Source organism: Engelhardtia mirabilis (genome assembly GCF_007748095.1).
GTDB lineage: Bacteria > Planctomycetota > UBA1135 > UBA1135.
In genome coordinates this window covers 5,116,168-5,130,741 of record NZ_CP036287.1, presented here as the reverse complement: position 1 = coordinate 5,130,741, position 14,574 = coordinate 5,116,168, and the positions used below count along the sequence as shown (strand labels likewise).

General features: G+C 68.9%; 6 protein-coding genes. All 6 read left to right on the top strand.

Annotation, left to right across the window (positions count from 1 at the left end):
- Positions 1-795: 795 nt before the first annotated feature.
- The 6 genes from Pla133_RS18815 (at position 796) to fusA (ending at position 14,350) form a co-directional block, all read left to right on the top strand.
- On the top strand, positions 796-4,257 hold the full coding sequence (locus Pla133_RS18815) for an Ig-like domain-containing protein (RefSeq protein ID WP_145068098.1): 3,462 nt from the start codon (positions 796-798) through the stop codon (positions 4,255-4,257).
- Positions 4,258-4,365: 108 nt separating this feature from the next.
- Positions 4,366-7,725: a hypothetical protein gene (locus Pla133_RS26555; protein WP_419191727.1), complete on the top strand. Its 3,360-nt coding sequence runs from the start codon at positions 4,366-4,368 to the stop codon at positions 7,723-7,725.
- 191 nt (positions 7,726-7,916) lie between these two features.
- Complete coding sequence (locus Pla133_RS18805) at positions 7,917-9,836, top strand: hypothetical protein (RefSeq protein WP_145068096.1); 1,920 nt, start codon at positions 7,917-7,919, stop codon at positions 9,834-9,836.
- 44 nt (positions 9,837-9,880) lie between these two features.
- Positions 9,881-10,801 (top strand): prepilin peptidase, encoded by a 921-nt coding sequence (locus Pla133_RS18800; RefSeq protein ID WP_145068094.1) that lies wholly within the window; start codon positions 9,881-9,883, stop codon positions 10,799-10,801.
- A gap of 151 nt (positions 10,802-10,952) precedes the next feature.
- Positions 10,953-11,609, top strand: coding sequence for an OmpA family protein (locus Pla133_RS18795; RefSeq protein WP_145068092.1), 657 nt, complete (start codon positions 10,953-10,955; stop codon positions 11,607-11,609).
- 722 nt (positions 11,610-12,331) lie between these two features.
- Positions 12,332-14,350 (top strand): elongation factor G, encoded by a 2,019-nt coding sequence (gene fusA / locus Pla133_RS18790; RefSeq protein ID WP_145068090.1) that lies wholly within the window; start codon positions 12,332-12,334, stop codon positions 14,348-14,350.
- Positions 14,351-14,574: the final 224 nt, after the last annotated feature.

Below are 14,574 nucleotides of genomic sequence, written 5' to 3'. Positions count from 1 at the left end.
CGGCGGAGCGTTGGGGGGCTTGTGTCCCTGGACCTCGAGTTCGCGGTTCCGGTGTCAAGGGGACGGCCGGGTCCTGAGATCGGCCTCGGCGCGCTCTTCGGGTGCGGAGACGGACGGAGCCGGGGCGCCCGATCCGAGCGCCGGTGGCCTGGGGGGCGGCCAGGGAACAGGCTGGTTCCCCTGGAGCGCGCCGGGATCGTGTGCGCTTCCGCACGTGTGTGTGTGCCGGACCCGATCCCCGGCGCTCTTCGCACCGGATCGGATGGCCCGGGCCGGGGCTCAGGCCCACGACAGCAGGGGCTGCTAGCCGGCACGCTTCTTGATCGTGGTCATGGCCAGGTCTGCTCCACGGCGGCCGCTGGCGCCTCGCTCTCCATCGCTCGCCCATCGCGGCGGCCAGGGTGGGGGGCGCCGGCGACAAGCTGCCCGGGGCCCTGCCTTGACCGCCCCCGTGGTGCGCCCGAGAATGCGCGCCCTCGCAGCGCGGGCACCCCATCCAAGCCACGAGAAATCCCAGCAAGAGCACGAGCGGACACGGGTCGGTGACGGCCAGATGCCTTCCCCCGGGCCTCTGACCCCCGATCGGACCCGTCCGAGCCGACGGCCCCCGGCCGAAGCCCCCCGGGCTGACGCCATGGCGGCGCCGGCCCGAGCGGCGACGACCCGGACCGGTCACCGTGGACGGTCGCCTCGCACTCACGGCCAGCAGGTCGTTGTGAGCGCGGCGACCCCCCACGGATCCCCACCGGCCATCCCCCGCCTCGCTCTCCCCAACGCCCCACTCGGGCACCAGCCATGAACGAAGCCATCATCCAACCCAGCCAGCCGTCGCCCTTCCGAGGTGATCTCGAGGTTCCCCGTGGCAGCGATGCCCGTCTGCACGGGGTTGACCGGGCTGGGAGCGCGCGCGTCGGCGGCGTTACCGTCGGTGGAGGAGGCGTCGCTGCTCGTCGAGCTGGCGCAGCCCTGCAACGCCTGGCGCTGGGCTTCGGTCTGGTCGTCCTCGCGAGTTGCGGTGGTGGGGGCGGGTCGACCGGCGGCTCGGCTTCGCAGCCCGGCCTGCTCGGCTCGGCCGCGGTCAAGCCCGGGGGGAGCGGCCTGCTGGACGGCAACGCGTACATCATCGACGAGAACAACGGCGGTCAGGCGACCGAGTTCCGCATCATCGACATGGCCTGGGGGCGGCTGGTCGACGTGTACGACACGATCCTCAAGCCCGGCGTGAACCAGGCCGAGTACGAGTTGGACCCGCTCAACACGGAGCTCTACGACACGCGTCTGGTCTACCCCGACCTCCTGGTCGGCGAAGACGTTCGGACCGCCTTCGAGCTGGGCTTCCTCAAGTGGGAGCTCACCTCGAACCCGGTCACCGGGGAGTCGCGTCTGCGGATGAACGCCAACGCGGAGGTCGACAAGACGCTCTTCTCCGTGCGCGTGGCACAGGCGGCCGAGGGCCTCAAGCCGATCGATCCGAAGGGCTTCTCTCCGACCGAATTGCCTCCGTACAGCCTCGTTGGGCGCAACGCGGCCCTGAGCGTGCGTTTCGACGATCTGCTCGACGAAGCTTCGATCGGCTCGAACACGACCATCAAGGTCTTCGCGGGTGAACCGCCGGTCGTGCCCTTCGACGCGCGCATCTTCGCGGATCCGAACCACGGCGGAGTTTCGGGCGGCAAGTTCCGGACCACGCGGGTGATCATCGACTTCACCATCTCCCAGGACGAGCTGGCGTCCATCGGACAGGTGGTGCAGGCCAACGGCATCGGCCTACCGGCCAGTGAGAACGGTCTCGATCCGAACGTCAGCATCACGATCCCGTCGAAGGTCAACACCTCCGTGGGTCAGTTCTCGGTGCTGAAGAACGTCAAGGGTGCGACGATCAACACCAACGACAGCGGTCCTGTCGACTTCACTTCGCCGACCCTCGACGTGCGTTGGGGGATGCGCGCCGGCAACCCGGACGATGACAACAACGGCTTCCTGGTCGACCTCGAGCAGCCTCGACTGATCGGTGTCCAGCCAGTGTCGATCACCAACGCGGTCGATCCGGCGGCGGGGGCCCTCGAGGACCTGCTCCTGACCTTCGAATTCGACGTGGCGAACTGCGCCTTGGACCCCATCGTCGGCGATGTGATCCAGGTCTCCGAGGAGTTGCGCTTCGAGGTGATCGAGGCCGCGACGACCGTGGGCACGACTGCTGTGAACGTGAAGGTCGACGTGCCCTTCGACGCCCCCGCCTTCGAGCTGTCCGACCTCGTCGGCACCTCGGCTCAGTTCCTGACCCCGTGGCGCCAGTCCTTGGGCAGCCTCAAGGCGCCCTGCTTCGTGCGCTTCTCCCCGGCCGCAGGCCAACTGCCGGCCTCGCAGGTGTCGCCGAACGCCAAGCTCATCGTGCGCTTCAGCGAGCCCTTCGATCCGGTCACCGCGCGTCCCTTCGACACGCTCTACATCGCCCGTACCGCGACCGTCGACGCGAGCTTGAGCGAGACTCCGCCGGGCTCCCTCATCTCGGCGCCGACGCCGAGCGATCTGATCCTCGGCTCGGTGATTCCGTCGCCGGACTTCCGCGAAGCTCGCTTCTCGCCCACGGTGCCCTTCGAGCACGCGAACGGGAACATCGAGACCTTCTTCTTCAACATGGTCTCGAACCTGGACGACGGTGGCATCACCGACCTGGCCGGCAACGTGCTGGAGGCCGAGTTGCCCCGGGTCTCGTTCAACATCGACCCCAACGCAGCGTCGGAGAGCACGGGTGGCTGGGTCCTGCGCTTCAACTCGGCGGACGAGACGCCCGAGAACGGACCCGAAGTCCGCGGGCAGTTGCTGTTCGACCTGACCAAGGGCTTGATCCAGCCCCGCCCGGTGCAACGCTTCGGGGCGGTCGTCGATCGCAGCCAGCCGATGGTCGGTGTGATGCAGCAGATCACGACCGGGCTGCAGACGCCGCTCTCCTCGCAGGGGTCCAAGGCACACCTTATGTGGCGCTACATGGACGCGGGCTTCGACGTCAGCCAGACCAACGACCTGTTCTACAACCTGAGCATCGAGGGCCTGTCCCTTTCGCCGCTCGGGGGGCAGGTGGTCGCGACGATCTACGACGAGTTCGAGATCAGCCTTGGCCATGCCGTCAACCTTCCGGACGAGATCATCGATCCGAACACGCTGCTGCCGAAGTACCCCTCGTCGGGCCTCGGGAACACCGCGTCCTTCGATGAGAACTTCCTCGAGGATGCCCTGGCCGGGCCGCAACTGATGCACCCCCGGCAACTCGGCTTCGCGGTCTCGAGTTCGGACGTGTTCGTCTCGACGACCGGCTCGCCAATGCTCCAGATGCCCTGGAACCAGGCCTCGTCCGAGACGGACAAGACCTTCTTCACCTGGCGCAACAACGCGGTGCAGTCCTACGGCAACCTCAACGGCGACTCCCTGATCGGCTCAGGCGCTCCCACCGAGCAAGAGGTCGCGGTCCTGGGCCTCTCGACGCCCTCCGGCGACGTGTTCGGGCCGTCGATCAAGGACTCCAACAGCGCCGACACGCCCCTGGGCATCCCGTCGGTCGGTCTGCCGCTGTTGATGGAGTACCGTTGCTACCCGTCGGAGGAGACGAGCCTCAACAACTTCGACGTCTCGATCGCCGTCACCTCGTCTCCGCGGCCCTTCTTCCGCGCCTTCTCGACCGGCGGCACCAACGCCGGCGGCCTGGTGGTGAACAAGGACCCTGACCTGCAGACCGATCCCACGGGTGGCTTCAACGGCAACCCGGCGATCGCTCCCCTCGGCCAGCCGACTGCCCCGCGTGACCCCACGGTCTACATGGGACAGATGGACGTCGTCATCCGCCTCAGCCGTGTCTACACGATCCTGATGGATGCCGAGCAGAACCCGCTGATCGGCGTCGGCAACTCGCCCTACAGCTACGTCGCAGCGGTGGTCGAGCCGACCGCGGCGCAGCAGCCGGGCGGGACGTCGGTGACCTTCAACTGGCGCGGAGACAACATCAGCTCGCTCGTCGGCCAGGAAGCCATGCTCGATGCGAGCCGACTTGACGTCTATGGCGAGCCGATCATCGGCCCGCTGTCGGGCAACGGTCAGGTCGCGGACAACCCGCGCTTCCCGTGGAGCGATCCGAGCTGGAAGGGCAGCCTGGCCGATGTGGCCGGCAAGCGCTTCGTCCAGACGCGGATCACTTTCATCGGCAACACGGCCTCGGAGCTCAACCCGACGCTGAACTCCTACGGTCTGGCCTTCTTCCGGTGATCGGCGAGCGCCGGCAGCGGCCGGCGCATCTTTCTCCGAACCCGTCGAACAACACCCACCCCTTCCCTGCCGGCTCCCCACGCCGGCCACTCACCACGCGGAATGACGATGCAGAAGATCCACCGAACAGGTCTCGCGACCCTCACACTGGCGGCGGCCTCCCTAGGGCTGTCTGCCTGTGGTGGAGGAGGCGGTGGCGGCAAGTTCGAGGTGACGGCCATCTCCGTCCCCAACAACGCGTCCTGGGAGATCAACCGGCCGATCGAGATGACCTTCTCGGCGCCCGTGGATTTCAACTCCGTCAACGCGAACTCGATCAGCGTACGCACGCCCCAGGGCGATCCGGCGTTGGGAGAGTTCCTCGTCAAGAGCGACAGCAGCGGCAACACGATCCCCAACGTGATCGTGTTCCAGCCGCGCTGCCCCACGGAACCGGATCTCTCCGACGCGGGGCTCGAGCCGGATGGACAGCCCTACGTCCTGCAGATCCTGGGTGCTGACGTGAGCGTCGGCTCGGCGCTCACCTCGACTACGGGGGCGGTCCTGCTCCAGTCGCAGCAGCGCCTGTTCAGCACGCCGATCGGCACCACGGCCCAGGAAGTCTTCCTGGACACCAAGCTGGGCTCGCCGGGTGTCGTGCTGCGGCCGAAGGGCGCGACGGCGATCGTCGACGCGACGCACATCGAGCTGTCCGACGGCTCCAAGCGGTACTTCGAGATCGACCCGACAGTAGTCGGCGGCGTCAAGATCGAAGACTTCAGCACGGTCGAGCCGGACTACCCGATCAACCTGTTCAGCGAGGCGACCTCGCAGTTCGCGGTGATCGTGGTCTTCAACCAGCCGGTCAGCCCGGACGAGGACAACATCTCCTCGGATCGCATCGAGCTGCAGTTCAGCACCAATGGCGGTTCCACCTGGTCGACCCTGGCCAGCAGCACGGAACTGGTCGCGAACTGCACCAGCGCCGGCGCACGCGTACGCGTGGAGCCGGTAGGAGTGCTGCCCCAGGACGCCGACATGCGCGTGATCGTGTCGGCCGACTTCCAGGACATCGTCGGAGAGCAGGGTCTTCTGCCCCTGACCAAGTTCTCGCCCTTCCGGACGCGGTCCGAGGCGAGCTTGCTGTTCGAGGTCAACCCGTCCGATCCCGATGACTCGGGCAAGATCCTCGCTGACGAGATCTTCGAAGGCTTCACCGTGGGCGGCGATTCCGTCGGTTCGCTCGAGCAGGTCACGCCGACCTTCCCCGAGCCCCAGGCGCAGTGGGGCAATGGTCGCCTGAAGGCGTCCTTCCAGTTCCTCGGGACCGGCGGTCCGGGCGGGGCCTTCGACTGGGTCATTCCGGCCGGCACGAATGCCGTGCTCAGCACGGACACCTCGACCATCCTGGGCGGCCCCGACTTCTCCCAGGGCCAGCAGCAGACGGTGGTCAACGGCATCGTCAACGTGAACGACTTCCGGGTCGAGGAGGGCGCCACGCTGCGGATCATCGGTCCCAACCCGGCGCAGATCTTCGCCACCGGCAAGGTCGAGATCTTCGGCACGATCGATGTCAGCGGTCTCGATGCCCTGCCGGTGTCCCAGCTCAACTCGGCCAACATTCCCCAACCCGGCGCAGGTTCCCTGGCCGGCAGCGGGAAGGGCGGCCGCGGTAGCCCGTTGACGACCACCTCGAGCCCCAAGGGTGAGAATGGCTTCGGCGCAGGTGGCATCGCCTCGGGCGGTGGCGAAGGCGGCGAGGGCGGCTTCAAGTCCGGTTCCAACGACGAGGCTCGTCGGGGAGCCGGTGGCGGTGGTGGCTCCTTCTCGAGCGAGATCGTGTACCCCGCACTCGCAGCGGAGCCGGGCAAGGACGGTGCCCCGCAGGCCAAAGGCGCCCTGGACAACATGACCCCGCCCAACGGTGGTCTGCCCGGTCCGTCGGTGTTCGTCGACAGCGTGTCCGTCAACATCGTGGGCTCGACCGTCTACGCCGGAACGAAGCTCGTCTACAACGACTTCAGCGGTCTCTACTTCGACCCGGTCAACCTGACCGACACCCTCGACGACGTGTTCCTGATCGGCGAGTTGGCCGAGCCGCGCGCCGGCACCGGTGGCGGCGGCGGCGGCGACACGATGAAGACGGACTCGTTCCCGGCTCCGACCTTCGACATCGCCGACGACAAGAAGGGCGGGGGCGGAGGCTCCGGCGGCGGTCTGTTGCAGCTCTTGGTGCTCGGTGACGTCGTGTTCGGCGCCAACGGCGCGATCGTGGCGGACGGTGGTGAGGGCGGCGAGGGCGAGAGCACCTCGGGCACGAACCAGGTCGGCGGCGGTGGCGGCGGCGGCTCCGGCGGCATGATCGTGATCGAGACCACCGGTGTCCTCGACCTCTCAGCGGCTCCGGCCAACAACGCCATCTCCGCACGCGGCGGCAACGGCGCTGTGGGTAAGGGGAGCTCGTTGACCGGGCAGGGTGCCGGCGGCAAGGGTGGTGCCGGTGTGATCCAGATCCACCTGGAGAGCTTCGAGGCCTTCCCCACGGGCAACGTGATCCCGCCGGCGGGCAAGACGGTCTCCCAGGCCATCGACGGCCTCACCACGCCCACGGCGTGGCGTCTGTACCCGTCCTACGGCAGCACCTCCCGTGCGCGCTCCAAGCCAATTCCGCTCGGCGCCTTGGCGGCGAACACGCCCGGGTTGCTGACGCTGTACGCCTTCGACGGCATCGATCCGACGACGGGCGCGGTCAACACGACCGCCGGCAAGGTCGACCCGCTTCCGCCCGTGTTCGATCAGGCCACGACGGGTGTCACGGTCACCGCCATCGATCCGGTGGCGCGCACGATCGAAGTCGCCGTCTCGTCGGCCGGTATCGCGGCGATCGCGGCCACCGGGCGCGAGTACTGCTACGACGGTAGCGGCACCTCGGTCGACTGCTCCGATCTGAGCGTGGCGACGACGGAGCTGTTCTCGAACGACGTCTACTTCCGCAACCCGGAGCTGTTCGTCGATTTCGGGGTCAAGCTGACCAAGGGAGCCGTGGAGCGGAAGTTGACGATCGCCGATGCGACCCTGCTCGAGGTCGGGGGCGGTGACGTGGTCTTGACCTTCGCGATGACCGCGAACGAAGGCACGCTGACCGAGTTCGTGGACGGGTTCGGTGCTCCGGACTTCACCACTTTCGAGGTCATCCCGCGCTACTTCCGCGTGGTCACGGGCTCCCAATTGGACCAGGTCCCGCTGACCCAAGAGATCCGCATGCGGATCCAAGGGCTCGGCGAGAACGCCTCCGGTGGGCCTGATCTGCAGACCCCGCTGGTTCCGTGGACGTCCGATCCGGGCCTCCTGAGCCAGCCCCTGCTGCTCGATGGCCTGCGCTTCCTCCAGTTCGAGGTCACCTTCGACCTCGATAGCGGTGGCGGCGGCGTGACGGGTAACACGGTCCTGCCGGAGCTGAACTTCCTGCGGATCCCCATTCGCTTCTGATCCGGGGCCGGGCCCCACGATCCGTCGGGTGCCCCCCGTCGTCCAACCTGGGCGGCGGGGGGTGCCTGCGTTCGGAGGCGCTCGTCGAGGAGGCCGAGCGAGACCCTCGCGCGGCGTGACCGCGCTCCACGGTTGCGATGGCAGGGGGGCGCGGCGGATCATGTGGACCAATGGGCAGCTCGCTCAGAAGCATGTTGCGGTTCCGAGTGGCCGTGGTCGCCGGGCCGCTGCTGCTGGTCTGTGGCTGCGACCGATCGGGTCAGGAGCCGAGGTCCCTGCGTGTGGAGCTGTTTCGCCAGGCTGGTCAGAGCGGGGTGTTCCTCAACGAGGTGTTGACGGTGCACCTCTCCGCCCCCCTGGATCCGGCCTCGGTGAACCGGTCCAGCGCGCGTGTCGTTGACGACAGGGGCCGTCCGGTGACGGGCCGCTTCGAGGTGGACGCCGAGCGGCTGCGCTTTCATCCTCGCCCGCCCCTGGAGCCCGAGCTCTCCGACGGAAGCTTCGAGCCTGGGCAGCGCTACCGCATCGAGTTGGCCGGGTTCCCGCGTCCCGACGGAATCCGAGGGCGCAGTGGCGAGCCCCTGGCGGCGACCTGGTGGGCCGAGTTCGTGACCGCCGCGCCCGGGGGCGCACAGCCCCTGTTCGAGGATCCGAGCCTGTGGCGTGCGGAGCCCCTGACGATTGCCTCGACCGAGGTCGAGGCCACCGCACCGATCGAGCTGCGCTGCGCCGAGCCCTTGGACCCGCGCACGGTGCGGGGCGAGTCGTTCCAGCTGGTGCGCTACGAGAGTGCCGAGACCAGTGCGGAGGGCGAGGGTGCTGCCTCGAGCCCGGGCGGTACCGAACAGTCAAGGCCTCCCGCTGGCAGCCTCAGGCTCACCCGCATTCCCCTGCGGGCCGAGCTGATCGCCAACGACGCCGAGGGCGCACGCATCGCGCTCGTTCCCCTCGGCCCCAGTGGCGTGCGACGCGGACTGGTCCCCGGCGAGCATCACCTGGGCCTTGATCCACTACAGCCACCCCCGACCGATCTCGGCGGCAATCCCGCGGCGGTGATCTGGGCCGCGGTCCCCGGGGGCCTGGCACCCCTGACGGTCGTCGGACCCCAGCGCGAATCGCGGGCCCACGATCGCACCTTCGACTTCCTGTCCGCCGGCATGCGATCGCCCGAGGAGCCGAGCGGGGTCGACGGAACCGCCTGGTGGGACGATGGGGGGCTGGTGACCCTGAGGCTGCCAGCCGCCTGCGGAAGCGGCGCCGACGGTCCGGTGCTGCTGACCTCGGGGCCGGTGCCGAGGTCGATCTCCGCGACTTCCCTGGGCCTGTCCGCCGGGGCCCTGTGCGAGCTGCCCGACTCGGGACCGGTGATCCTACGCGCCCAGGGGCGGGTCGAACTCGACGGTCGATTGGACCGTCGCCTGGCCGGGCCCGCGCTCAGTTGGACCGGGGACCTGCCCCACGAGGACTGGGTCGAGCGGGTCGTCGACGAAGGCGGCGTGGCGGCCTTCGATACCGTGGACTTCGGCGCGGGCGAGACCCTCAGCGAGTGGCTCGAGCACCTCGGTCGGACCGCTCAACCGGTGACCGTGATCATCGCCGGCGGGGATCTGGTGATCGACGGGGACATCTGCGTGGACGGACCCCTGGTGCTGGTCGCCGGAGGGTGGTTGCGCGTTCACGGTCGGGTCTCGGCGCCCGAGGTGTGGAAGTCGGACCTGGGAGACGGCGCGCGCCTTTCGCGGCGACCGCGTCTGTTGCCCCTGGACATCGACCCTCCGACGGCGGATACCCTGCGCGAGGCGCAGAGCTGGACCGTGCTCTCGGCGCCCTTCTCGCCCCGGGAGGAATCGGTGCGCTGGACCGGGGCCCGGGTGGCGAGCGATCCGGGCCTGGGCTGGGCGAGGGTGCGATACCTCGGCGAGCGCACCCTGCCGAGCGGCGAAATCGAGCGAATCGGTCCAGTCGACGACCCGTTGTTGCTCGAAGAATCGCCAGCGGTGCGCCTGTTGATCGAGCTGGGCATGGGCCCGGCACGCCCCGGCCAGCCCTGGCTGCCCCCCCGCGTCGACTCCGTCGAACTGACCTGGGTCACTGGCGCGGACCGTCCCTGATCCGATCGCACCCGCAAGCCCCCCCCGCTGCCCCCACTGATCCCTTGGACGTCGAGCCGACCTTCTTCACCGCCTCGGCGGCTCTCTTCGGGGCCGTCGTCGGCTCCTTCCTGAACGTCGCGATCTATCGACTGCCGCGACCGGACCTGACCGTCTCCAAGCCGGCGCGGTCCCAGTGCCCGAGCTGCGGGCACCAGATCCGCTGGTTCGAGAACCTGCCGGTGGCCTCCTGGGTCGCCCTGCGAGGTAAGTGCAGTGCCTGCGGATGGCGCATTCCGGTGCGTTACCCGACGGTGGAGCTGCTGACAGCGGCCCTGTTCGCCCTGGCGGCCTGGCGCTTCGGACCGAGCCAGCCCGGGCTCACGTTGGTGGCCGCGGTGGTTTTGGCGGGGCTGGTGGTGGCGACCTTCGTCGACTTCGACTTCTTCGAGATTCCCGACGAGGTTTCCATCGGCGGGATGGTGCTGGGGCCCCTGGCCAGCCTGGCCTTCCCTGCGCTCCACGCCCAGACCTGGCTTGCCCAGCGCTTCAGCGATCCCGCGCTGCCCCTGGGTGAGGTTGACCGGATCGGTGCCCTGGTGGGCTCCCTGGGTGGCCTGGCGGTGGGGGGGGGCGTCCTGATCGCGATCGGAGCCTTCGGCAAGTGGCTCTACGGACGCGACGCCATGGGCTTTGGAGACGTGAAGCTGCTGGCGGCCGGCGGGGCCTTCGTGGGTCCGGGCGGGGCCCTGGCCGCGCTGATGGTCGGATCGGTGCTCGCCTCGGTGGTCGGGATGGTCAATCTGATCCGATTCACCTGCTTCGTCCGCCGCCGGGCCCGGGCCCGTGGCGGGGTTCGGAGCCTCGGACGAGCCCTGGCCGTCGGACGCATCGCCGCGCGCTATCTACCCTTCGGGCCATACCTCGGGATCGGGATTGGAATCGTGCTCCTCGCTTGGGACCATGTGCGCGTGCTCTGGCCCTGAGCCGCGCGCGCGTCGCGCCGCCGCCGGAGCAGGCGCGGCTGAGCTGACCATCGACTGATCACAGTCAGCCGAGCCACACCCCCCCAAGCCAACTGGGCCGCCGCGAGCGGATCCCAGGTGCCCCGACCGCTCTCGAACGGAGACGACGCCCATGAAGACGATTCGACCTTTGCGCCGCGCCGCGGCGCTGGCGCTGCTACTGCCGGTCTTCGCCGGCTGTGCTACGCAGCAGCAGCTCAAGGAATACCAGGACGAGATCGCGCGCCTGCGCGAGCGCGAGGCCAAGCTTCAGCGCGACAACTCTCGGTTGGCCAGCGAGCTCGACGCACTCAACGCAGATCTTCTCGACGCCAGCCACCGGCTGAGCGAGGCGCTCTCGGGCCCCCAGTACTCGGCACTCACCGACATGGGCATCGGCGTCAACGTCCGAGGCAACGACCTGGTGATCTCGGTGCCTAGCTCGATCACCTTCGCCTCGGGCAAGGCCGAGCTCACCGCTCCCGGCCAGAACGCCGTGCGGGCCGTGGCCAACGTGCTGCGCAGCGACTACCCCAACAGCGAGTTCTGGATCGAGGGTCACACCGACAGCCAGCAGCCGAGCCGTTCGGGCTTCGACAGCAACCGGGAGCTCTCGATCGCGCGCGCGATGAGCGTGCTGACCTTCCTGGTCGACAGCTGCGGCGTTCCGGACAGCAACTGCGTGCTCGTCGGTCACGGCGAGTACACGCCGGTCGCGAGCAACGACAGCGCCGACGGCATGTCCCAGAACCGCCGGGTCGAGATCGTCGTTCACCAGCCCCAGGGCTGATCGCGCCGACCTGGCGAGGCCGCTCTGCCGGGCTATGCCTGGCTGGGCTGGCCTCGAACGATTGGCGACGGCCGAGCTGGCGGCGAACCGCGGGCCAACTCGGTCGCCAGCGATTCCGAACAGGTGAGTCCTCCGCGGGAGGGCTCACCTGTTCGTTCGGATCGAGGCGAACCGGCGAGCCGATCCGACGCCGCCAACCCAGCGTCGCCACCGGTCGATCCCTCTCCCGCGGGGCCGAACCCACGCCCTGGATCTTGGGTCACGCCGCCTGCGGCTCAGCCGGACCCGAGCTGACCCCCCAGAGGGTGTCGAGGTCCAACTACGACGCCGGCCCTCGCCCGGGAGGGTCCCGGCCGCGGTCCTGGCTCCGTCTCCGCTCGATGTGGTTCCGATCCCGCGGACCGTCGGGCTCGCTCCAGCCCGATAGCGGCGGCAGCCCGGGCCTTGGAAATCCACCGGGGCTCCGGCCGCCGTCGTCTTGGGTTCCCGCCCTGCTTCGCAGCGCGACACCCCGCAGGCGGAGAAGCGCTCGCAGCCCCACTTGCACGGGCTTGATGTAGGATCGCAAGGCCCCCCGAGCCGGCTCCTCCAGCGACAGGTCGGGACGCCGCGGCCGCTTGCGGTCGTGCGCCTTTGCTCCTCGCCGAGCCGACTCGCCGGTGTCGAATCTTCAAGTTCGTACACCGCGCCGAGGCGCGGTGCTCGCGTATCCAGAGGAGCCCATGAGCCACGCACCGTCCGAGATCCGGAATGTCGCCTTCGTCGGTCATCCTGGCGGGGGCAAGACGACGCTCGTCGACGCCCTTGCGCTGAAGACCGGAGCAACCGATCGCAGGGGCTCGGTCGCAGACAAGACCAGCATCTGTGACACGGAGCCCGAAGAGCAAGACAAGCAGCACACGCTGCAGATGGCCATCGTCGAGTCGGACTGGGGTGGCCGCGATTGGAACTGGATCGACACCCCGGGCTATCCCGACTTCGAGGCCGAAGTGCGGGCCGGGATGTTCGCCGCCGACCTGGTCGTAGGCGTGGTCAGCGCGTCGGGCGGGGTCACGCACAACCTGCGGCGCAAGTTCGCGGCGGCGGAAGAACTCGGCCGTCCGCGGGCCCTGTTGGTCACGCATCTGGACGCCGACAACGTCGACTTCGACACCCTCGTGATGGAGTTGCGCGAGGCCTTCGGCGAGATCTGTGTGCCCGTGCTGCTGCCGGAGTTCGACGGTGCCAAGTGGGTCGGTGCCCACCGCACGATGAAGGACCCCCAGAGCGATTGGCGCAAGCGACTGATGGATCGCGTGATGGACGGCTGCGACGACGTCGAGGCCGTCGAGCACTACCTCGAGACCGAGGAGCTGACCGAGGAGGAGCTGATCAAGCACTACCCCTCCGCCCTCGCCGCCCATGCCCTGGTGCCGATCATGGTCTGCAATCCGGTCAAGGACGTGGGCCTCGACGAAGTGCTGGACTTCCTCAACCGGGCGGCGCCCTCGCCCTTGCAGCATGGAAGCCTCACGGCCGGGGGCGAGCCGGTTCACAACGATCCGTCCGAGGCGTTGATGGGCGTCGTCTTCGCGGTGCGCTCCGACCCGCACGTGGGCAAGGTCTGCATGGCGCGGATCCTGTCCGGTAAGCTCGCCGCGTCGGCGCAGGTGCAGGGCGTCGGCGAGGGCACCAAGCCCGAGAAGCTCGGCGGGCTCTTCCGCCTGCTGGGTGGCAAGCACCGCGAGCCCATCGACGAGGCCCAGGCCGGCGGCCTGTGCGCGTTCACCAAGGTCGAAGGACTCAAGGTGGGGCAGACCTTCGGGGCCCCTGGCGCCGACACCATCGCCGCCGACTTCGTGGCGATGCCGGAGCCGATGGTTTCCATGGCCGTTCGCCCCAAGAGCCGCGCCGACGAGCAGAAGATCGGCACCTCCCTGCATCGGCTCGAGGCGGAGGATCCGACCTTCAAGGTCTCCCACGACCCGCTGACCCACGAGTTGGTCGTCACGGGGATGAGCGACCTGCACCTGCAACTGATGGAGTCGCGTCTCAAGCGCCGCTTCGGCGTGGAGATCGAGACCAGCATCCCGCGCATCGCCTACCGCGAGACCGTGCGTAAGCCCGCGGAGGGTCACCACCGCCACAAGAAGCAGAGCGGCGGGCGCGGCCAGTTCGGTGAGTGCCACCTGCGTCTGCGTCCGGCGCCCGAGGGTGCCGGGCTGACCTTCATCGACAAGGTGGTGGGGGGCGCGATCCCCAAGAACCTGATCCCTGCCATCGAGAAGGGCATCCGGGAGATAGCGGAGGAGGGCATCCTGACCCACTCCAAGGTCGTCGACGTGGAGGTCGAGGTCTACGACGGCAAGTTCCACGCCGTCGACTCGGACGAGGCCAGCTTCAAGATGGCCGGCAAGCGGGCATTCCGCGACGCCTTCGAGCGGGCCAGTCCGGCCCTGCTCGAGCCGGTCGTGGTGGTCGAGGTTCACGTGCCCAGCGACCACGCCGGGACGATCTTCTCGGACCTGACCAGCCACCGTCGCGCCCACGTCCTCGAGCAGAACGCGGAGGCCGATGGGGCGGTGACCGTGATCAAGGCCCACGCGCCCCTGTCGACCATGCAGTCCTACCACCGCGACCTCAAGTCACAGACGGCCGGGGCGGGTACCTGGTCCATGCGGCTCGACCACTACGCCGCCATGCCGGCGCCGGAGCAGCAGAAGGTGGTCCAGGAGTTCGCCAAGGTCCACGACGACGAATGAGGCTGGTCGGGGGCTCTGACCCCCGTCCAGCGACGGACCGCGCCGCGGGCCGGCTCCCTTTGGGAGCCGGCCTGCGGCCGTTCGGGACCGAATCCCGGGGGATGGCGGGGCGGAAAGAACTTCCGCCCCGTCGCATCTGCGGCGGGACTCCTGGATCGCCTTCAGCCGCGAGCCTCGGCACGTCGACGACGGGCAGCGGTGCGACCTCTGTAGCCCGTTCCACG